This window comes from Methylomicrobium lacus LW14 (genome assembly GCF_000527095.1).
GTDB classification, from domain to species: Bacteria; Pseudomonadota; Gammaproteobacteria; order Methylococcales; family Methylomonadaceae; genus Methylomicrobium; species Methylomicrobium lacus.
Map to the genome: position 1 here is coordinate 3,717,612 of NZ_AZUN01000001.1, position 20,869 is coordinate 3,738,480.

Annotated in this window: 24 protein-coding genes; 11 read left to right on the plus strand and 13 right to left on the minus strand. The window is 49.5% G+C overall.

The window, feature by feature from the left end:
* Window positions 1–241: 241 nt before the first annotated feature.
* The 3 genes from mobF to METLA_RS0117305 are packed head-to-tail and all read right to left on the minus strand — an operon-like array spanning window position 242 to window position 5,494.
* The gene (gene mobF / locus METLA_RS21550; RefSeq protein ID WP_024299737.1) at window positions 242–3,355 is read right to left on the minus strand and encodes a MobF family relaxase; all 3,114 of its coding nucleotides are present in this window, start codon (window positions 3,353–3,355) and stop codon (window positions 242–244) included.
* Between the two features lie 10 nt (window positions 3,356–3,365).
* Window positions 3,366–5,186 (minus strand): type IV secretion system DNA-binding domain-containing protein, encoded by a 1,821-nt coding sequence (locus METLA_RS0117300; RefSeq protein WP_024299738.1) that lies wholly within the window; start codon window positions 5,184–5,186, stop codon window positions 3,366–3,368.
* The gene (locus tag METLA_RS0117305) at window positions 5,183–5,494 is read right to left on the minus strand and encodes a hypothetical protein (RefSeq protein WP_024299739.1); all 312 of its coding nucleotides are present in this window, start codon (window positions 5,492–5,494) and stop codon (window positions 5,183–5,185) included. The genes METLA_RS0117300 and METLA_RS0117305 overlap by 4 nt, the downstream gene beginning before the upstream one ends.
* A 274-nt stretch (window positions 5,495–5,768) precedes the next feature.
* Between METLA_RS0117305 and METLA_RS0117310 the strand changes: the two genes are divergently transcribed.
* From METLA_RS0117310 to METLA_RS0117330, 6 genes are all read left to right on the plus strand, one after another.
* On the plus strand, window positions 5,769–6,620 hold the full coding sequence (locus tag METLA_RS0117310) for a hypothetical protein (protein ID WP_161635425.1): 852 nt from the start codon (window positions 5,769–5,771) through the stop codon (window positions 6,618–6,620).
* Window positions 6,621–6,641: 21 nt separating this feature from the next.
* On the plus strand, window positions 6,642–7,220 hold the full coding sequence (locus METLA_RS0117315) for a hypothetical protein (RefSeq protein WP_152539485.1): 579 nt from the start codon (window positions 6,642–6,644) through the stop codon (window positions 7,218–7,220).
* 73 nt (window positions 7,221–7,293) lie between these two features.
* Window positions 7,294–7,581, plus strand: a complete 288-nt coding sequence (gene tnpA / locus METLA_RS22195) for an IS66 family insertion sequence element accessory protein TnpA (protein ID WP_024297133.1) — start codon at window positions 7,294–7,296, stop codon at window positions 7,579–7,581.
* On the plus strand, window positions 7,569–7,919 hold the full coding sequence (gene tnpB, locus METLA_RS0117320; RefSeq protein WP_024296659.1) for an IS66 family insertion sequence element accessory protein TnpB: 351 nt from the start codon (window positions 7,569–7,571) through the stop codon (window positions 7,917–7,919). Before tnpA ends, tnpB begins: the two co-directional genes overlap by 13 nt.
* A gap of 64 nt (window positions 7,920–7,983) precedes the next feature.
* A complete protein-coding gene (gene tnpC, locus METLA_RS0117325; protein ID WP_024297764.1) occupies window positions 7,984–9,576 on the plus strand; it encodes an IS66 family transposase in 1,593 nt (530 codons plus the stop codon).
* 34 nt (window positions 9,577–9,610) lie between these two features.
* A complete protein-coding gene (locus METLA_RS0117330) occupies window positions 9,611–9,856 on the plus strand; it encodes a hypothetical protein (RefSeq protein WP_152539486.1) in 246 nt (81 codons plus the stop codon).
* A 161-nt stretch (window positions 9,857–10,017) separates the two neighbouring features.
* Here METLA_RS0117330 and METLA_RS0117335 read toward each other — a convergent pair whose 3' ends face one another.
* From METLA_RS0117335 to METLA_RS0117345, 3 genes are all read right to left on the minus strand, one after another.
* A complete protein-coding gene (locus METLA_RS0117335; protein WP_024299743.1) occupies window positions 10,018–10,872 on the minus strand; it encodes a hypothetical protein in 855 nt (284 codons plus the stop codon).
* A gap of 62 nt (window positions 10,873–10,934) precedes the next feature.
* Window positions 10,935–11,486: a PIN domain-containing protein gene (locus METLA_RS0117340; RefSeq protein WP_024299744.1), complete on the minus strand. Its 552-nt coding sequence runs from the start codon at window positions 11,484–11,486 to the stop codon at window positions 10,935–10,937.
* Window positions 11,486–12,613, minus strand: a complete 1,128-nt coding sequence (locus METLA_RS0117345) for a helix-turn-helix domain-containing protein (protein ID WP_024299745.1) — start codon at window positions 12,611–12,613, stop codon at window positions 11,486–11,488. Before METLA_RS0117345 ends, METLA_RS0117340 begins: the two co-directional genes overlap by 1 nt.
* A gap of 298 nt (window positions 12,614–12,911) precedes the next feature.
* On the opposite strand from METLA_RS0117345, the gene METLA_RS0117350 reads away from it, so the two are divergent.
* From METLA_RS0117350 to METLA_RS22205, 5 genes are all read left to right on the plus strand, one after another.
* Complete coding sequence (locus METLA_RS0117350) at window positions 12,912–13,679, plus strand: DnaT-like ssDNA-binding domain-containing protein (RefSeq protein ID WP_024299746.1); 768 nt, start codon at window positions 12,912–12,914, stop codon at window positions 13,677–13,679.
* 19 nt (window positions 13,680–13,698) lie between these two features.
* A complete protein-coding gene (locus METLA_RS0117355; RefSeq protein WP_024299747.1) occupies window positions 13,699–14,271 on the plus strand; it encodes a hypothetical protein in 573 nt (190 codons plus the stop codon).
* A complete protein-coding gene (locus METLA_RS0117360; protein ID WP_024299748.1) occupies window positions 14,268–14,759 on the plus strand; it encodes a sigma factor in 492 nt (163 codons plus the stop codon). Before METLA_RS0117355 ends, METLA_RS0117360 begins: the two co-directional genes overlap by 4 nt.
* A 349-nt stretch (window positions 14,760–15,108) precedes the next feature.
* Window positions 15,109–15,438: a type II toxin-antitoxin system HicB family antitoxin gene (locus tag METLA_RS22200; protein WP_084480175.1), complete on the plus strand. Its 330-nt coding sequence runs from the start codon at window positions 15,109–15,111 to the stop codon at window positions 15,436–15,438.
* A complete protein-coding gene (locus tag METLA_RS22205) occupies window positions 15,435–15,674 on the plus strand; it encodes a type II toxin-antitoxin system HicA family toxin (protein ID WP_084480176.1) in 240 nt (79 codons plus the stop codon). Before METLA_RS22200 ends, METLA_RS22205 begins: the two co-directional genes overlap by 4 nt.
* Window positions 15,675–16,014: 340 nt before the next feature.
* On the opposite strand, the gene METLA_RS0117370 is transcribed toward METLA_RS22205, so the two are convergent.
* The 7 genes from METLA_RS0117370 to METLA_RS0117400 form a co-directional block, all read right to left on the minus strand.
* Window positions 16,015–16,539 carry a hypothetical protein gene (locus METLA_RS0117370; RefSeq protein WP_024299750.1) on the minus strand — a complete coding sequence of 175 codons (525 nt, stop codon included), beginning with the start codon at window positions 16,537–16,539 and terminating at the stop codon, window positions 16,015–16,017.
* Entirely contained in the window at window positions 16,539–17,846 is a 1,308-nt protein-coding gene (locus tag METLA_RS0117375; protein WP_024299751.1) for a hypothetical protein, read from the minus strand. Before METLA_RS0117375 ends, METLA_RS0117370 begins: the two co-directional genes overlap by 1 nt.
* Before the next feature lie 174 nt (window positions 17,847–18,020).
* Complete coding sequence (locus METLA_RS0117380) at window positions 18,021–18,326, minus strand: hypothetical protein (RefSeq protein WP_024299752.1); 306 nt, start codon at window positions 18,324–18,326, stop codon at window positions 18,021–18,023.
* 8 nt (window positions 18,327–18,334) lie between these two features.
* Window positions 18,335–18,724: a hypothetical protein gene (locus tag METLA_RS0117385; protein ID WP_024299753.1), complete on the minus strand. Its 390-nt coding sequence runs from the start codon at window positions 18,722–18,724 to the stop codon at window positions 18,335–18,337.
* A gap of 33 nt (window positions 18,725–18,757) precedes the next feature.
* Window positions 18,758–19,456 (minus strand): type II secretion system protein, encoded by a 699-nt coding sequence (locus METLA_RS0117390; protein ID WP_024299754.1) that lies wholly within the window; start codon window positions 19,454–19,456, stop codon window positions 18,758–18,760.
* Window positions 19,446–19,766 carry a hypothetical protein gene (locus tag METLA_RS22995; RefSeq protein ID WP_161635426.1) on the minus strand — a complete coding sequence of 107 codons (321 nt, stop codon included), beginning with the start codon at window positions 19,764–19,766 and terminating at the stop codon, window positions 19,446–19,448. Before METLA_RS22995 ends, METLA_RS0117390 begins: the two co-directional genes overlap by 11 nt.
* A gap of 313 nt (window positions 19,767–20,079) precedes the next feature.
* Entirely contained in the window at window positions 20,080–20,841 is a 762-nt protein-coding gene (locus METLA_RS0117400; RefSeq protein WP_024299756.1) for a hypothetical protein, read from the minus strand.
* Between the last annotated feature and the right edge of the window lie 28 nt (window positions 20,842–20,869).

Sequence of the window (20,869 nt, forward strand, 5' to 3'; positions counted from 1 at the left end):
TGTGGAGGATATTAAATTTCCAAGCTATCGAATCATCGAAAAGAGGTTATATAACTGCTTTTGAACATTCAACGGTCATTATTCTGAAATTTTGATCGACCGGTTTTGGCCGACTGCAGCTCATTTCCACGATCGATAGCTAGTGGCCGCTTTAGAGTAGGAAAAGCTGGCCAATTTACATAATTTTAGACGGCAGCATTGAGCAAGAATACGCAATCCCAGGCTCAACCGCCATTTGCCTTTACCGATCCAGTCCAGCACTACGATTTTTGTCGGCTTCGACTGCTTTACTTTTTCTGTTATTTCCGAGCAAAATGTCTAGGTCTTCCTGTGAAATCTTGGGTGGTGTGAGTGTTCGGGTAGGCTGAATTGTCTCCTTGTCGTTTTGGTCATGACCATCTTTGTTTGCAATGCTATTTTCTCCCGAGCGATTGAAAACCGCTGCCTTCAGTTCTTCCGCGTTATCTGTGACAATTATGGCCTCGTCCTTTGCGCGACTTATTGCCACATATAAGGACCTTTGATGTACTAGATTTGCCCGGGTTGATTCCAAATGTGCGATGACCCGTTCGGCTGTACGTCCTTGGCTTGAATGGACTGTCTGTGCATAGGCCAAGTCCCAATGCCCCCATTTATTCAGATCTACATCGAACTTTTTGCCGGCATCGTTTTTGAAAGTCGCAACGGAACCTTCGATTTTTAACACCGTGGCCTTGTCGGAATTCATCATGTCCCGATTTTTGTCGTTTTTGGTCCAGATGACGCGGTCACCTGCGGCCAAGCCACCGCCTACACGATCGAAGGCTTCCGCTTTGCCGTATTTGGCCGGATTCCACGCCACGGTTTCTCCATGTGAGGAGGTTAAGTGGACGACGTTATTCCGTTTGTCGACTTTGTCAACGAGGTAATCGGCGTCCTTGTTGGCCCCCAGGTTTTTGTAATCGCGCTGGAATTTGATGGCGTCTCCTGGTCTATAACTGTCGGCCTGCGCTTTTTCCGCCTCAGTAAAGCCTTTGGCAACAAGGCGGCTTGATCCAAATTCGGGGCCGTGCACGGTACCTTCTTTTTTCAGTTCGTCCCGGATCATTTGATTGACGATGTTTCGCCCGTTTCTGCTAGGTTCCAACACCAACGTTTTTTCGCGCTGCTCCGGCGATAATTTGGTGTATTCTTTGGCAACGGTTCTGTATCGATCAATTGCATCGCTGCCAATTTCCTTGAGGTTTTTCATTGCCTTTTGAATGGTGTGAACCGAGATATCGGCCCGGTCGCGGTAGGAGGCGTAGACCGCGCTGAGCAAGTTTTGATCACGTTGACGGACGATGGTTTCGAGTCTGTGCGTCCGCATCACGCTCTGCATTTGATGAAAGGCGCGTCCGCTTTCAACAGAAGCCAACTGCTTGGTATCGCCCACGAAGATCACACGAGCGTTCCATTTGTTTGCTGCGTTCAAGAGTTCCTTCATCTGCTTGGTGCCCACCATGCCGGCTTCATCGACGATCCATACCCGCTTCGAATAGCCAGATTTTTCGAGCTTCGCCTGCGCCTGATAGGCCCTGTGTTTTTGGTATTCTTTATAGATGAGGTTGATTGTGTGGTGAAGTAGAGAGTCGATCACGTTGGCCTTGCGCCACGTGCCATCGATCTTTTTGACAAAGTAGCCTTTCCATGCCGAATGTGCCACATTGGGCTCGAATCGCGGGGTATTGGCTTTTTTTGTCCGATAGTGGAGCTCCTTTAATAATTTTTTGTTTTCGGCTTCTTCGCGCTTCAAATCGATCAGGAATTTTGCAACTGTTTTGCTGCTTAATCCGCCGCCCTCTTCGAGTTGTTTGGCGGCCGCTCCGCTTGGTGCCATGCCCTGGACATCGTACCCGCGTCGTTTCGCTTCTGCGATATAGGTCTTCAAAACTGTGGTTGTTTTTGCTGCGCCGGCGGCCCCTTGCACGGCATTGAACTGATCCCTTGACGACAACAAAGCGGCGGTGGTTTTTAACTGATCATCCGACCATTTGTACGGGCCTTTTGTGCTGGTTTTTGCAACAAATCGTTTCGCGTCTGCATCGCTCATGATGCTTGAAACCCGGTCTTTTCCCAGCGAAGCCGCCGTGATCATTTGGGCTTCGATTCTGACATTTTCGGGTGTGGTATAACCCTCGACTTCTTTCTTTGAATTCCACCGATCAGCGACTGTTCGTTGCAAAATTTCTCTTCGACCTTCCCATCGCGAAAGTGCGGCTTGTATGTCCTTTTCGGAAGCCAGTGAGCCAAAATTTCGGTTTCTGACTTCTGCCAAAAGGTCCGATTTTCGAAATGACATTTCGCGTTCTGACAGTTTTTGGACCGCGAATTGAATCGCCTCATTTGCTTTGTTGATCTTGTCTTCCTTTAATGATCGACTGTTATAACCGCCTTCAACCGCGAAGTTTTCGGCAGTTTTGACGAAACGATTGAGATCCTGAAATTTTTCAGCTTCGGCTTTCCATTGGTTACGCAGTTCTTCCCGGTCACCAGTGGTTTTGACCTTTCGAGTCGCCAGCGCTGCAACTTCTTTTTCTGCCGCGGTCGCGCTGTTTCTGTCTTTTCCTCTCTGTTCAAGCGCGGCCTCTACTTGCTGGCTGCGCTTGGAAAAATGGTCCATCAATTCCTTGTGGACGCCCGCAATTTCGAAACTCAGTGCGCCTTTTTTTCCTTCTCCAACTGTCGTTTTATCGATGCTGTAACCCAATGCGCGCGTCATGGCTGCCAGTTCTTGTCGATAAATCAATCCTGCTTCTTTTTGCAGGCGATAAATATCTTTTGATTCGAGACTTCGCCATTTTCCGTCCTCACTCAGCGTCGCATTTGCGACGACTGCATGGGTGTGTAATTGGGGATCCATTTCGCGGGATGTTTCATGCTTGAACGCGGCAACCACCAAATTGCCGGTCAATTGCTTTTCCATTTCACCGCCCATCTTTACACGCGTCATGGCGGCCCTGGATTCAATCACGTCGAGCGTGGCTTTAACAGCCTCTTTATGCGCGTCTATCAATCTTTTATCACCGCCAACTTCCGCCAAAATCGATACGGATTTTGGCGCCGAAAACGTCAAGTCCCAGCCAGCTTTATGCTCGTTTTCGCCGTTTTGACCGATTCGCCCAAGCGTGACGCCGTTGCCTAAATTGCCTTCCAAAACCTCCTTGAACCGCTCTGGATCGACTTCACCACTCAGTCCTAGGGCAGTGGCACCTTTGCCGTGCCACTCCGCAGAAACGTCTTCTTTGGTGTAATAGTCTTCGTTGTTTTTATCGTCCTTCCCGCCGAAATAGGTGGCCGCTCCAGCGCTGTTGGTAATTTGGCTGACCGATAGCATTGATGTTCTCCTACAATAATTTATCCATCGCAACATCATCGGTAAGGGAAATAGATGGATCTTGTATTACGCTCGGGTTTTCTTCGATTTGAGGGACTAATCCCATCCGTGAACCAATGGACAAGCCGGGATCAGAGGTGACATAAGGCTCTGCCAAGGAGGGCCTGTTTTGGGGGATTAAACTGGCTTTTGTGATTGGATAATTGCCAGCCAGTTTCAGAAAACACCGGAGGTTTTCCAGACCGGAAATTTCTGATGGCAAGAGGGATTTATCGATTTTGCGGCCGCCGTTCAGGGTCACTGCATCGCGGCTTTCATTCGGCGAATAAGCGTGACTCTCGCCTGCCTGATCGGTTTCCCTTTCGCCTGCCATTCTCGACGCCCAATCCGCCGTATCGGGGTCAGGAGCCCGAAAAATAGCGTGTGTGGAACACAGGCCGGCCAGTGCTTCCGCGCCGTCTTTTTTATACACTTCCCGGAGTTGAGCGACCGATTGGATTCCCAAAATACCGGCCGCTCCGTATTTTCTACCCATTGCCAAAAGGCGCGGTATCGAGGGCATTTTTTGCAGGCTCGGCAGCTCGTCGAGCACGAAAAAAATCCGCCGTTGACGATCCGGTTTCATTGACAATAGTGCGGCGGCTGCGCAATCCAACCAACACGACAGCAGTGGCCTAAGCGCCGCGTGATAGTCGATCCGACTGCTAATAAAAAGCCAGCCGTTTCCATCTTCCTCAATGAATTTTCGGATCGAAAATGGATCGCCTTTGACCGGTAAAAGTTTTAAACAGCGCACATACGCCGCCGCACTCGCCCGGATCGAAATGGCCAGCTTCGAGCCCGATTCATCGCCGGTAATCAGCGAGGCTGCTTCGGTGCCTTTGACGGCTTCGGCGAGTTCGCTCATGTCGGCGACCAGCATCAGTTCGAGCAAGCGCAAGAGGTTGAAATTGCCTTCCCGCCACATTTTCAACATGGCTCCTGCGACCAGTGCGCGGGCGACGTCGGCCCAGAATCGATCACCTTCGCCTTCCGGTACCAGGCTCTCGGCAATGCGCTCAAAGTCGAATTCCGACGTGCATTCCACCCACGGATTCCACGATGGTGATCGGCCGTCCATCGGGTTTAAAATCGTGTCTCCCGGCAGGTAAAATCGCTCTACGAAATCTCCTGAAATATCATAGATAATAGCCCTTTGGCCTCGCGCTCGAATCTGGTCAAGCAGCCCGGAAATAAGCACCGATTTTCCGGTGCCCGGAGCGCCGCTAATCATCGTGTGTTGTGTCTCGGTGTCGATAATCAGTGACACGTTGCCGACCTGCAAATCCGAGTTGAGACCTTCATCCTTCAATGCTTTCTCCAGCACTTCTGGGTCTACGATTCGCGCGCCGCGCAGGTATTCGTCAAGGCGTAGTTCTTCGCCCTTTATACGAGCCCGGCGAGCATAAAAAATCATAATACCCAAGCTGCATGATCCTCCGACAGAAAGACAAAAAACGATTTGTCGATTGATTTTTTCAGCATTGGCAATGACGCCGGGTTCTTTTAATATTTCGCTTGAACGGAACGATTTTTGGCTTCCGTCCAAGGTAATTTGAATGCGTCCTGAGGGGTACAATACGGAATAGATTTTTGCTTCCAGCCACGCGTAGTAAATGATTCGTTCAAATGCCGTAGCGCGTTTTCCGACCGTAATTATCGACATGACGCTGACAATGAGCATTAGCGATAGGGCACCCCATAGCACCGAGAAAAATAACATTTCCCCTTGAGTTTTGGTTACGTTCCAGCCGCGAATAAAATCATGGACCCAACCTTTTCTTGCGCTCATAAATCCACCTCCAGATCGCGCGCCCGTTCGAGCAGACGCTGGAAAACAGCATCGATTTTTTCGCCGATTTGGTCTTCATCGGCTGCCGACAAGCCGCGCTTTGTGATCAAATAGATTGAAGCAATCGTGCGCAAAATAACTTGAATTTCTGCGCGGATTGTTCGCAACTCTTCATTGCTTTTTTGATGATAAATGGCGGCATAGAGTAGCCTTTCGGCTTGCGCGGATTTGGATTTACCGGCGCTTTCGGCAAGGCTGTTTATCGCCTGGTAGAGCTCGTCGGCAAGGTAAACTTTGATGGATTTCATGGATGATTTCCCTATGTATATTGGACGGAGAAATATCATCGATGCGGGAAATACCCGTAAATTTGACCGGGCTGCGAGCCTGGAACTACGCGGCTTGTCCCATCACTGGGACACCGTAAAACAGGCGAGTCCCATCACTGGGACACGGCGCAAACCCTTGCCGGCTGCGGCTTCCAGCGGGCGGGGGCTGTTTCACCGAAGGTGCGTGGGGTGTGTAATAAAATAGGGGCCCCGCGTAGCGGGGAAATTTCTTTCTTTATTCTGTATTTTTATGATGAAAGCTAAATCTACGAAGGCGATGTTCTTGTTATGTCTGACGATTGCAGTTAGCGGTTGCGGGGGAACGACTAATAAAAAGGTAGCAATGCTTACCTATGGGCTACCCAAAAGCCACAGTAAGCTAACCGATACGGTACTCTGGCAGGCGAGTGGAATCGCTTTGGACGTCGGAAGGCCCCAGATTTCCGGTGCGCTACCCAATGGCATTGGAGCTGGAATTTACGCCGCTAAAATTTTGACATCCGGGAGCTATTTGGACTTGGTTAAAAATTCGAGTCATCTCGAAGCCTGGATGCCGGCAAATGATGCGAGCGATGAAGAAGATGCGACTCTAAAAATGAGCGCCATTATGGAAGCTGCGGTTCGCAAAGCATTTTTACCGCCATATGAGGCCAAGATTTTCGAATTCGAAAATGAGGCAGTATTTGGTGCCGTTGATCAGCATCGATATATTCGAGTCAATGGCCCAGGATGCGAAAATTGGTCGTGCCTTGCCTCGCCTCCGATTCCATCCAAGTCGGGATGGATTGGACAAATGACAAAAACGGAATGCGTCGAGGATGCGGCAAGCAAAACAACCCATCCCTGTTACGCATACGATGGCCTTTTTGGCATAGGCTTTGGCAAAATTACAGAGGAACGCGATGAAGCCGGCTTGATCAATGAACATTGGCATAAAATTCAATCAAAACTTGTCGAGGGGTTTGACTATGAACAACTCTTTTTGAGGATTTCAAAAAATTTGCCGGATTGGGTTTTTTTCTATATTGCCCCAAATGCCGGAAAGAAGGATGAGCCATTGGAAGGTCCTGCGCTTTTGAACAAGGGAGTGAAGATAAAAATTTGAGGCATCCCTTCGGAGGGGTTTTTGCATCCTTCGTTGCCGGAGTCAGACTGTAATCAAAATTTCATTTCCTCATCAATTGAAATTGATGGGACACGATTTATTAATGGGGAAATGTTTATGAAGGTCTGTTTTGATGATCAAGCTACTGCGTTATATGCGGTGACTGTTGTATTAGCGGCGCTTGTGGGTTGTTCGGCTGTGAAGCCGGTACTTGGAGGACATAAAACTTTAAATATCTCTGGAAAAAATATTAGTCATCTCGAAGTCAGGATGTCGCTGACTGAGGCCCGTGATGACGAGGACGCTACCCTAAAAATGAGTGCTATCGTCGAGACAGCAATTCGCGATGCCTTTTCACCGCCATTTCGAACAAAGATCTTCGAGTATGAAAACGTGGCTTTTTTGGGGGAAAGAGACCATCATCGGGCCATCCTGGTTGATGGCCCAGGCTGTGAAAATTGGTCATGTCTTGCCGGTGGCCCCATAACCACGAAAGCCAAACTGGTTAAGGCAGAGTGTCATGATTTTAATGGACAAAAGCAGGATCAAATCATATTTCCTTGCTTTGCCTATTCCGGCTTTCATGGGATCGGATTGTAAGCGTTCAACCGTACCGCCTATAAAATAATTTTCGTCTGTTGCATCCTGTCCTTTTTTTGTCAGGAGTTTTGGCATGGCTATCACAGCGAAATGGCGTCAGCATATTGAAGCGTGGCAACGTAGCGGGCTATCACAAGCCGCGTATTGCGCCGAGCGGCAACTCAATGTCCGTACCTTCACGGCGCGTTTGAGCGACTATCGCAAATTGCCCCAGCCAGAGTCGGCAGCCTTAATACCAGTGCATGTTCAACCGTCTGCGCCTGCCGCGATTGTCTTCACGCATGCCCAAGGCCACCGCCTGGAGTTGTCCGCTACCGTATCAGCGCGCTGGGTGGCTGAGTTGTTGCGATGCCTGGCTTGATTGCGAGTCCGGCACAGATCTGGCTGGCGGTGGCGCCGGTCGATATGCGGCGCGGCCTGGATGGCTTAACCGCAATCGTCCAGCAAAGCCTGGGGCACCCGCCTGGCTGCGGATCGGCCTTCATCTTCCGCAACCGTGCCGGCAACCGCTTGCGCCTGTTGCTGTGGGACGGCAATGGGGTTTGGCTGTGCCAGCGGCGGTTGCATCGAGGCAGTTTTGTTTGGCCCAAAGCCTCTGACCCGGTCTTTGCGCTCAGTCAGGCCCAGTGGCAGTGGCTTGTGGCTGGTGTCGATTGGCAACGGCTATCGGCACAACCGTCAACAGAATGGCGGGTGTAAGGTACGGTATTGAAACCTAGTAAAATCAAGGCGTTCAGTGGGTTTATGCAGTATAATAACGGCCATGAATCCCCTCGCCAAACTCGATCAGTTGAACCTGGAGCCTTCGGCAAAAACCGAAGTAGCCGCATTGATTCAAGCGCTGATCGAGCAGGCTGAGCGGGATGCCAAAGCCATTCAGAGCAAAGACGTCAAAATCGCCGCGCTGACCCACGAGTTGGCGTATTACAAGCGCATCCGTTTCAGCACCAAGAGCGAAGCCTTGGCCCCGCTGCAGCGGGATGTGTTCGAGGAAACCTGGAACACGGATATTTCGGCCATCGACGCGGAAGTCGAGCAACTGCAAGATGCCAGTCCTTGTACCACGGTGGTCCGCCCCAAACGCCTGCGCGCCGGCCGGCAACCGTTACCGTCTCACTTGCCGCGCATCGAACACCGCCACGAACCCGAATCCTGCACCTGCGGGCACTGCGGCCGGGAGTTGGTCAAGATCGGCGAAGATGTGACCGAGCAACTGGATGTCGAGCCGGCGAAGTTCTTCGTCCATCGCCATATCCGCCCGCAATATGCCTGCCGGAGCTGCGAGACCGTGACGGCGGCGTCGATTCCGCCGGCGGTGATCGATGGCGGTCTGGCGGCGGTCGGCTTGTTGAGCTGGGTGATGATCAGCAAATTCCAGGACCATCTGCCGCTCTACCGCTTGGAGCAGATCGCCGCCCGCGACGGCGTGATCTTGTCCCGTTCCACCCTGGCCGACTGGGTCGGACGTCTCGGCGTCGCCTTGGAACCTTTGGCGGATCGCCTGGCCTGGCATCTTCAACAACGGCCGAGTCTTCATGCCGATGAAACGCCGGTGCCGCAACTGGATCCCGGCAACGGCAAAACCAAGAAAGCCTACCTGTGGGCCTACCGCAGCAATGACCTACAACCGGGGCCCAAGATCATCGTCTTCGACTATCAAGCCGGTCGCAGCGGCCGGCATGCCGGGCAGTTTCTAGGCGATTGGCAAGGCCATCTCGTGGTCGACGACTACGCCGGCTATAAAGCCTTGTTTGCGGCCGCCCGCGCCCATCCCGAAACTCGACTTCGGCTTGAGCCATGTATCGAACTGGCGTGTTGGGCGCATGCGCGGCGGAAATTCTTCGACCTGTTCCAGGCCAGCCAGAGCCCGATTGCGCAAGAAGCCTTACAGCGCATCGCGGTGCTGTATGCGATTGAAGCCGAAGGCCAAAGCCTGAGTTCAGCGGAACGCCAACGCCTGCGTGCCGAGAAAAGCCGGCCGGCACTGGCCGGCCTGCACGACTGGCTGCAACGCACCCGAACCCACGCCGCGCCCAATACCGCGACCGCTAAAGCCATCGACTACAGCTTGAAACGCTGGATCGCTCTCACACGCTATGCTGAAACCGGCGATCTGCCAATCGACAACAACCCGATTGAAAACAGCATCCGACCTATCGCTTTGGGTAAAAAGAACTGGCTCTTTGCAGGCTCGGAACGCGCCGGAAAACGCGCGGCTGTGATTCAAACCTTGCTCGGCACGGCCAAGCTCAACGGCCTCGATCCTTCGGCCTGGCTAAAAGACACCCTCGAAAAACTGCCTACCTGGCCTAACAGCCGTATCGACGAACTACTGCCTTTCGGCAAATCACATTAAATCACGCCCCCATCAACCTCGCTATGTGGTAGGGTTGGACGCTTACATCGGATTTAGTAAAATAATCGGTGCGCGCAAGGAGAATGGATTGATCGCTGGCCATCGGTATCGATTCGAAGAAAAAACTGTTGATGGGTTTGATTATGAGCAACTCTTTTTGCGCATATCGACAAACTTACCGGATTGGGTCTTTTTTTACATTGCGCCAGATGGGAATGGAAAAGATAATCTGTTGGCGGGCCCAGCAGTGTTGCATAAGGGGATGAAGATAAAAATTTGAGGCAAATTGCCTTGCTGCCGTTTGTTCGAGAGAGGGGCCCGAATTTTGTGTAAACGGGTTTACAATTATCGGACAGGCACCCTATTTGCCGTTATTTCGCTGGCATTGAGCATCGAGATGCTGCACTCGTATGCTCAATGCTGATTGAATGGCAGGTATTTTTAATAATATTCAATTTTTCTGACAGCGTGGGTTTCGGCATCATTCCGCGCGACCCAATTTCCTCGATCGTCAAATTTATGTGAATAAGTTTTCTCGTTGATTTTTATCGGCAATTGATTTTTAAACGTCAGCTCGACCGTTTCCGACCAATTGTCATCAGAATCGATTGGAGTCTCAAGGACTTTAACGACCCTTATGTCAGGCTCCCTGCCATTTTCGACTTTGATGAACGTTTTGATTTTATCGTTTTTGAAGCCGATCATTTGCCCCGTTCCGGGATCGAAAAAATTTTCAATTACGATTTTTCCGTTCACTGCATTTTTCAGCCTCTCGATCAAAAGGTTTGGCGAGTCCATTTGCCAATGTTCGTGCCGAATACCTCGGAACTCAAAGCTTGGCGTTTGCGTTATCTCATTGTCGATATTCGCAAACGGGTCGTAAACGATATTGGTATTGAAGCCATCTGACCCTATGAGTCGAACCGGCGACATCGAGTCTCCTGGGTATTTTAACGAAACCTTTTGGCCGTCGGCTCGCCTCATTTCAATCAGCCGACCCAACCGGTCGAATTGGTAGAGACAACTTCCTTTGAGTTCAACGCTTTTGACGTCTTTCGATAGTGGCCAGGGATTTTCGCAAAGGTCCGGGAACCAGTTCGGTTTAGCTGGATCCCGCGGATCATAGAGAAAAATTTTTGCGCTTTCCTTGCGCAGATTTGTTTTTTCCGTTTTGGGTTGCGCCTGCTGGACATTTGCGGGAATCGAGGTTGTGATCTGTTTTGTGTTTCTGACGCATCCTGTCGCGACGAATGTCATGGTCAGCAGTAAGCCGACAGTCTGAATTCTTTGCTTCATGAGTTTTCCTTGTGTTGGGTTGGTAGGTATCCACATTATCCAACCATGAGGAAATTTGGTTTTCAGCTCTCGGGAAACAGGCGTAAATAATCTTGTTCAAGATTGGCGGGCCGGTCGCCGATATAACGCCAATAATCGATCAGTCCGTCTATGGTTTTCATAGTGACATGCCCGCAATCGAGCATCAGTTTGAGGAGGTCGAGAGTAGACATGACCTTGGCATCGAAGGCATGTGCAAGTTCTGTCATGTCTTGGTCATCGGTTACGACCGGCACATCCAGTTCTAACGCGTAAGCAATGTAAAGCGCATCGACTTTCGAGGGGCCAGGCAAATCGGTTTGTACATAATCCCAAATGTACTCGAATGCCTGATCAATAGCTCGGCGTTGTTTTTTTCCAATTTGAGGGAGGTATTGGCGATTTTGCTGATATTCCGCTTCGTCGATCCAGGGGAACTTAGACTTGAAACGATGATTTGCAAGTTCTTTGTTTAGCTCTGGAATGATGTAAAGACAATATTCCTTTTTGCCAAAGGTAACAAACAGGAGCGGTCGGACAGTTTTGGCGAGCCTCAAGTAGGCATTGGTATCGACCAAAATCTTGGATTGCGGCATTAAGTCAGCTCAGCGTGCAAACTCCTCGCATCGAGGAGCGGCATATCGGTGACGGTGTGCACAATGCCTGAACCTTTGCCGCTCGCCTTGAGATAACTGCTTAAAATATTGAAAAACGGGGTTTCGAACGCTTCTTCCGCTTTTTGAATGAATTCGCGCGCATTGAGATTTTGCAAATCGCTAAACAATGCTTCGCTGACGTTCTTATATCCCTTGTTAAAGTTGGTAATAATTCCCCAAATATTTTTGCCGAAGTCAAGCTGGGGATTGCCACTGGATTCTGCATACCGATTGGCCTGCACAATAACCGTGTAGGGTGAAATGACCTCTCGATTAGCAATAGCCAAAAGGCAATCTTGTTTGCCTTTCAGAGTTCTTTGCTGGCTGATCTCCAGGTAGGCGCGTTTTGCTTTTATCTCAGGGAACAGCAATGTGCTGGCGAAAGCATCGGCAAAATCTTCCGCTTCCTCCCCTCGTAGTGAAGGCGACAAGCAGTGGCCGAGTTCGTGAGCCATCCAAAACTTAAAATCGTGAATATTGACATCAAGATTTAGGTAGACCCAGGTAGTTTGCGAATCCGGTAGAAAAATATGAACCGCGTTTTCGTGTCTTTGTTTGCTGCCCCATAAAACGGGGATAACGACTGCTTGCAAATCAGTAAAGCGGCGAATCAAGTGGGCAAAATCAATTGTTTCGTCATCATCGACATGGATTTCCATTCGTACTTTAGCTGCGATCGTTTGAAGATAATCATAATCGCAGTTCGGATTTTTCAGTACCGGAGGCATTTCCAGAATGTCAAACGGCAAGTAGGGCACCAGGCAACGTAAAAAACGCCCCATTTCTTGGGCTTTTTCAATGTGATGGTCTTTCGTTTTCGTGCCTTTCATCTTGCGAAAAGCCACGATCGGTGTATGCGGGTCTTCCTTGATCACTAGCTCGTCAAAGCTCAATCCAAGCAGTTTGCCGAATTGCAGTAATTTATTTGGACGAGGGAACGATTTTTCGTTCAGCCATTGGGAAACAGCTTCTTTGGAGACATCAAGCGAGTCTGCTACTGCGGTTTGAGTTAAACCTGCGGCAACCATGGCTTGATTTGCTTTCGTGACATTCAGCCTCTTTATCATCTGCGCATTATAGTGACGCGTCAAGTTAAGTCAAGTTTTGAAAGAGAATGCAGGCTCAGCATCTTATCAAGATTTTGAATTCTATCGTCCGAGGTGAATTTTGCGCATCGAAATAGAGCAACATTTGCGCTATTTCGATGTTTGCATAAAAATCAATGCTTTACGATTTTTTGGTATTGATTTACAAGGAAAATTAAAAAAATTGAAATACGACTTTTTTTGATCTTTTTTGCGCTTAACACCAAAAAAAATATGGGCATAATGTCCTGTACGTTCAACAAGCCACAGAGCTGATGTTATGCAGACATTGATCACCGATCCAGAGTATGACGCGTTAGACCATCTCCCGCATCTTGCGCAAATTTTGTATTTTCGCTGCCTGCGTAAATACATGAATTATAAAACAAAAGTTGTGGGAGGCCCGGCGCGCCGGATCTCGCTCGACTGCCTCGCAGAAATCGGGGCCCAGTCTGTCAATCGGCAGATCATCCGCCCCAGCCAAAAAGCCGTCCGGGTCGCGCTGGACCAGCTAGTTAGAGTCACGTGCCCGGAAGGGCGGTACCTCATCTACCGGTTGCCGCTGGCCATTGGGTCCCAGGACCAGGGCACAGCCAGGGCACGACCGGGGCACGAGGACCAGGACACGGTGCAGGCCGCGTCATCCGTGGTCTGTGCAGACAACTCGGGCACGACCGTGGCACCACCGGAGAGCGAGGACACGGGCGCTCTACAGAAAACGGATAATCCTCTGACTACTCCTGCTGCGGGCCGGATGCGTCTCGACTGGGTGCCACCCGATGCGGTCGCCTCGACGCTGCGGGATGTCGGCGTGCCAGCTGACTTTTGGGAGGCGCTCCTGCCCGAGTACCGCCTCTACTGGCGCAGCCAGGGCGAGGCCAGGTGCTGGTCATCGCACTTTTTTGCGCATGCACAAAATCAATATTCGCGCCGATTAAACCAAAAAAATGAGAAAAAAACCAATGAAAAACAAAAGCATACAGACTCATACTCTGACGAACTCCGCCGGATACTCCTCGCTCGAGCACGGCCAGCCGCCAGCCGATAGCCATCTACCCCCTGAGACGATGGCCGCCGGCGTGATTTTTGGGCGAATGGCCGCGATCTACCGCCACCGCTGGACGAGCCACCCCGGTTCTCTCGACCAGGCTTTTATAGAATGGGAGTCGATGTTAGTAAATGCCCGGTTACCCGCCGGAATCCTGTCGGCGGCCATTGATCGTTGTCGCGAGCAGCTCGAGTGGCCGCCAGCGCCCGCCCAGTTCATTAGCATCGCACGGGCGGTGGCAGACCCCTCGACTCCGCCTCTGGAGACGGCCATCCGGCTGCTGATACGCGCGGCGCACCTGCACCTGCACGCGGCGTCTCTTGCCGAGACGTACCAGCATCCGCTCGTGCTGGCGGTGGCGTCGGCCCACGGCTACAACGTCGCTATCGTCCGGACCGGGTCTCTGCGCGCAGTCGAGGATCACATTTGCCCGATATACGGCCAACTGATCGAATCCGGCTGGCCAGACTGGCCAGCCCACGCTTGGGACAGGCCCAGGCGGGTCGCTCATCCGGTTGATCACGCGGCAGGCCTGGCGGCGATTAGGGATCGGCGCGGGCAATTTAGCTGGCTCGGTGGAGGAATAAAATGATCTTTGAAAAATTTTTCAACAAAAACAAATGTTTTTTATACAAAACCGCCCGATCTTTCAATATCGAGTCGGGCGATATTCTAGGCACCGCCTGGCTGTCCTGGCATGATGCCAGCAAAACTTATCGTCCCGACCGTGGGGCAACTCTTGAGACGTGGGCTCTACGTCAGTTCGAGCACGCTTGTCGGCGATACGCCGCGCAGGGGCGATACGGCGCTGAGCTCGATGCGGACGGCGACGATCGGGATATGCCGATCGTATCGGACGATGCGGCAATTTTCGCAGTAATCGAGCCCGAGCCCGAGAGAATTTTGCAGGTCCCGAGGTTCGGAGGAGGGATAACCGGGGAAGTCTGGCGAGCAGCTGCGGCTGGTAAATCGGTTGCGGAGATTGCCTCGCGGGTCGGCCGTACCCCGCGCCGCATCAATCAACTTCTGGCGAAAATGCGCCCCGATCCCCAGCAGACGACGTTATTCGACTTTGCCTGATGTCCAGTACTGCGCCATCCCCGGCGGAGAACTACCGCCGGGATGCTCAAATTCTTGGCGGTAGTGGTTCAGTTTGAAATTTAAGCCTATTAACCGAAAGTAGAGAGCCATCATGCATAAGATGCTAAGAATTTTTTATGAATTTTAAGTCTAAGGCTTGTCTAATTAGTGCGAAAAGTAGTAAGTGTTGGGTTTGCTTTGTATAGATGAACTTGTAAAGAGCGTGTAAGACAATTATACTTTGTTCACATGGTCGCCCAAAAGAAGTAAAGAAGTGCGGCTTTTTGCGTTACCAAGTGAGATAAGAAGCATACAAATCGTACGCTAAATTATTTTAGGAGGCTTAAGGGTGGCTAAAAATTTACATTGTATCGCTAAAAAACACGACAGCTATTGGTCTGCGCGCTGTTTAGATTTCTCATTGTATGCTGTTGGCGACACTCTTGAAGAAGCAAAACAGAAGCTCGAAGAAGAAATAGATGAGTATCTATATGATGCGCTAGAGGGCGAGTCAAAGAACTATGCACCATACTTATTGTTGAGAAAAGCAGATTTCTCAGAGTGGGCTTTGTTCTATACGTTAGACCTCTTTACGCGGTGTCGCTCGTTAAAACAATGGATTGGCGAAGCATTTAGTCCAGTAATCCCTCATGGACCCTATAATCACGGGCACGCGTGAGCGGTCATCATCCACCTTTAACTTGCAGCCAAGTAAAAGCAGTCCTAGCCCATCTTGGATTTTCTTTGTATGTACAGAAAAACTCTTCGCATGAGCAATGGAAAAAGCCAGAATTTCCTGGAAAAGTAACTGTTGATTGTCCGAAAGCGCCATTTAGCCATGATTTGGTAGGTTATATGGCTAAACAAGCGGGAGTATCAAAGAAAGATTTCTACAACATACATTTCGCTCTATAAGCTTGGTTTGCGCCAATATTCTTGAATTTATCTATCAGTTTTGTTTTGCTCATTTTTGAGCTTTTTCTTATAAGGTCCACGTTTTTTAGATTTGCGTGGGTTCGTTCTCTTGGTCATGCCGATCCGATAAGGTTTCATAGCCGTCGAAAGAGTTCACATGGGTATAATTTAAGTGAACCACTACCCGGCTAGGGTGTCTCTTGACGCCGTTTTTTTTCGTTGGTAGGCTTGGATGTCTAACTGAATCCGATAAAAGCCATTCAGGACTGTCTCGATCAAAACAGCCCGGTTTTCGGGGTGCCGGTCCATCCACGCGATGAGGTAGGGGGGCAATTTGATGCTAATGGGTTCTCGCCATTCCAGGCATGCTCTTCGTCACGCCAAACCAGGTCACAGTAGCAACTAGAGACAGGCCAGTGGTGGCGCGAGAAATTTCAAGGTGGTCCCATGTTAGTAACCCTAATTTGCCCTGGGTAATCCGATGTAGAAAGGTTAATAAATCCATTTCGTGAGGAAATGTTGCCGATATTTTGGCCGTCAATTTTTTGCCGTTGTCCAATTTGCTCCATTCATCGTCCTGTAAGGAAAATGAAAACTCCTTACCCAGGGCAGAGAATAAATCCAAAGTTCTAACTCTGTTAAGATCAAAAAATCCAGAATTGCGAAGCATATTAATTCTGTATTTGGTTTCAGAATTTTCAGTTTTAATGCGCTCTATCTCCGATTTACCCCTCTCCAAATTCGCTTTTGCCAGATCAACCAAGGCAGATTGTTGGGACGAGAATTTTTCCGCCTGCCGCCACACAAAATATCCGCCACCACAGCTCCCCAAAAAAATCAAAATTGAAAGAATGACTCGCATCATCAAATGGCTCTCCGCATGCTAACAAGAATTTGGAAAGGCATTGACGTCAACGAAGCCGCTGGCTCGGTGATGCTAGCGTTGCTGTCTCCCACAATAAAACCCAAGGTCTCGATTTTAGCGCTCTCGACAATGGCAGGATTCTTCTCGGACAACAGATTACAAAATCCCTGTAAGAATTTGAGCGTTGCAGAGTAAACTTTTCCTGATTGGAAAACCGGGGTCACCGTGCCGAACATCGTCATAACGGAACCCCCCCGATCATCAGCCCTGACAATCGATATTTTTTCAAGATTAATCCTTTCGCCAAGCCCGGCATTTGCGATAACCTGAAAGCCATCCTGCAAACTGGGCGCTCCGCTGATAGAGTCCGCCACGGTCAACGCCGTTCTCAAAAAAGCCTCGTTACCCAACAGGACCTCGCGCGACGTATCGATCTTGGCAACCAAAGCTCGACGCTCTTCCTCAACCCTAAAAAATGCGTCTTGATTAGCCACCCCGGAACGATAGAGCCCGCCGGCAAACCACAAACTTCCAATTGCCACGCCAATTGCGCAAGTATAAAAAAATGCACCAATTCGTCTATCCCTAGAGGAGCGCCGCATTTCCTCCGTCGCAAAATTGGGCGAAGACCGGATGATTTTCGGGTGGCAAAAAATTACCTCAGGAAATTCACTAACGACCGGTCTATCGATCATGAATTTAGCCCCGATTTCCAACCAAGATGAGGCCTGCGCGCCATTCCACTCACAGTCGATGGTAATGATGCCTTTTCCTCCCCAGCGTCGCCCTAACCAGGATTGAATTACCCTACCAATTTCCACAAGATCAGCACCAGCGCAATCATGATACCCGACAATAACTCCGTGATAATCAATGACGACAAGATGCCGCGAACCGTGAAGTTCGAACAAGACAATTTGATCTGTCCACCCCATCAATTCGGCTATATTTTCGACGCCCATTACCCACCACTTCATATCTTCGCTGCTGAAGTCTCGTGAACTATCCATTTTCGCGAAGCACCAAACTGCGCTATTATTCTCAGATAAGGATCCAATCATTATTGAAATAGCTAAGTCGCTCGATCCCGAAAATTCCTTGATTTTGCGACGTAGCATCATATTTCCAGATTTTCCCTTTACCATTGGCAAAGTTTGAACTGAAATTTCACCTCCAACGCCAAATACAACAGGACCATCAATAACACCTTGCCCATCAAACCTTTCGTAAAACCTCAAGTTACCAAATAAATCCCACTTACTAACCCTTACCTCTCCATCTTTGCCAACAAAATAAATTTTATTCACAGCACTACTCCGTAAAAAATTGTTATGACGTAATATCAATGACAGAGGAAATGCTTTTGTAAGTATCCGGGCAATATGGTAGGTTTTCGGCAGATGTCGAGTAGCGAATAATAAAAAAATGCCGGCGGCTAAATTGAATAGCCGCCGGCAAGGCACCTTGGGAGTGAGCTTTTTTTACATTCTGGTCTGATTTGTTTGGCTCAGGTTAGGAGTGTTAGTTTTATCAGTTTCACCACCGCCAGCATTTGTTTTTTGCTCTTTGGATTCCGGTTTTGTCTTAGTAGAAATGCCTTCCAATTCTTTCTCGGCCTTTGCAACGGCTTTTTCCAACAACGGCACCAGAAGATCGTTTACGTCGAATTCCAAGTCGGCCTCGTTGGCGAGCTCCTGGACATTGCGCAACCTTTCGTGCAAAGATTTCGACAATTTCAATGCTACTGTTTGAAACTCGTTTTTTTTGAGCGGTTTTAAAATACCCATAAGATTTCTTACCTCGTTTTCATAAAGTCGATGTATTCCAGCCAGGCTTCACCTTTGTCTATCCAATCCAAAAATTTTTGGCAGGCGGAAGAGAGAATGTGGGCTTGAAGAATCAGTACAATTTCCTCGATGCGCATGGAATCGGAAAAATCCTGCTCTTCTGCAAGCCGAATTAACTCGCTCGGAAGCACCCCGGCGATTTTTTCATCCCCGTCATCCTCAAGATGAAAGCAAAATCCCTTGTTTTCTTCCTCGTTGTCCACCGCAACCAACTCACCGCGCTCGCCGACCCAAATCAATTTTTCGGCAGGCTCCCCATTCAAATCGATGAAGACCCGTATCCCGTTGGCCCAAATGAGTTGTTTCAATTTTTCATTAACTTCGTGTTGTCTGATCATGGCGCAATCCACTGTGTTGATGACAAGTTAATATCAGCGAGACAGGAAATGGTCGGTGCCATCGCTACCGGCCATTTTTCCGATCAAAAGCTCGGTCGATAAAAACTCGACCACATCATCAAATTCGCCGCCGGGAAAATTTGGCTGATCCAGCGCAGGCCGCTGGAAATATTGGGCGCCGACTGCATTGCTGTCCTCGTCCCGGTTGGACGCGGATAAGTCAGCTCGCGCTTCGCCATTTCCCTGTGTTCCCCAGTTTCGTTTTCCGTGTGAGACAATGACTGCCGCCGCCGATGTGCTCAACGCGATCTCTTCGCCTTTCATCGTCCTGGTAGAAATTTGCAGATTGCCCTCGCTGCTGTTATCGACTGCGACAGCGAGGTTTTCCGAAACGGAATAGCTTAAGAGTTGGCCGTAGGGATCCATCCTGGACAGGGAAATCGTGGTCCAAGGCAGGAAACCCCGGCATTGGCCGTTGTCGCCAACACAGCCAGACGCCTCGCTACCATCAAATGCGGAAACCGCAGGCCTGGGCAGACGGCCGTTTTTGATCGCAAACCCGATGAGAGCGGATTTGGCATCCTTGATCATTTGCTCATTCTGTTTGGCCTGATTGCGCTCAATCATTCGAGATGCAAGCGGAAGACCGAGATCCGCGGTTAAAATCCCAACCACAGCCAGGGCGATTGAAAGTTCTAGTAAGGTAAATCCAAAATTTTTTTCAATCAGCATCAAACAGCTCCTTTGAATTCGACCTGCGGCCAAAACCTCCAGGTTTATGTATGGACTGGGGCATCGATTTGATAATGATTTGTCGTTTCGGGCCTCCATCAACCCTGATTTCGCCAACCGGCCTTTCAATCGGTTTCCCGTTACGATCAATCGCACTACGCTCTGCGGGCGTAAAAAAAATTTTTGAATGGCTTAGCAAAGATAATATCCCGGTATTCAATTCTCCTTTTCTGACACCGACAACCGCCGACGCGGTAGAGGCTACGCCCAACAGCATGACCATCAACAGTCGCGAATGAATTTTTCTCATAACACCCACCAAATAAATTTGAGCTACAACTCAATATCAAAGGAGCGGGAAACGATTGCGATGAAAGTGTCCCAACGTGGGACAGTCAAGAATGGGGTCTATACCTCAGGCATGATGCAAATGTTTGGAATGAAACTGTCCCAACGTGGGACAGTGAGGAATGTTGGTCTATGCCGCAGGCACGAGGGAAATGTTTGCGATAAAGGTGTCCCAACGTGGGACAGTAAGGGATGGGACTATGCCCCCAGGCATGAGCGGAATGGCGCGAATAGAATGTGTCCCAACGTGGGACACATTGAGAAAGGTGAAATATTTAACCCCAGCGTTTTTTGATCGGTAAGTTGGCATCGACATCTTCGTCGGAAGGAAAGACAAGAACATCGTAGCCTTCGCCGCAAGTGACGCTATCAATCGGCATCGTCGCCGGACGCTCAAAAATTAAGCTGGGCGTCCATCCTACAAGTTTTGGGGTGTTCGTACCGTCCAAAATCTCGGTAAACTTATTTGTAACGCCGGGTATCCAAAGGTTTGCCGTGCCTTTTCGAGGTGGGAATGACATTCTGCATATATCAGCAACGGCGATCTTGACGACAAGGCGAAGAGCGCATGATTCAGGCTTGAATGACAAAGGAAAAGTCGAGAATGGAACAAGACCGTGAAAATCCGGATTCAACTTTCCATTAAAACCCTCGAATCCTATTACATTACCCGCAGAATCTTTCTTCTCGCGCTGAAACTTGAAAATTTCTTTACTCTGAATGAGTTGGGGAATATCCGCTAAGGAGCCAGAGCGCAGAACGTCATCAAGGGTAAGGTCTGTCGCAGGGTGTTCTAAGTCGGTCGATCTGAAAAGTACCGGATTCACCGTGGGGAATAATACGGATTGAGCAACAACAGGAATTTTTTTCCCGTTGTTAGCTGTACAGCCATGAGCAATAACTACGTTATTGCTATTAGTAGTTGTCGAATCAATCAGTTCTTTTTCAATTGATGTATGGCCAAATGAAACAGACGTGGCCGCGCATGTAATAAGCAGGGATGAACTCAAAGCCAGTTTCAGCATTTTGTTTTTCATAAGTTTTCCTGTAAAAATCTGGATTTTG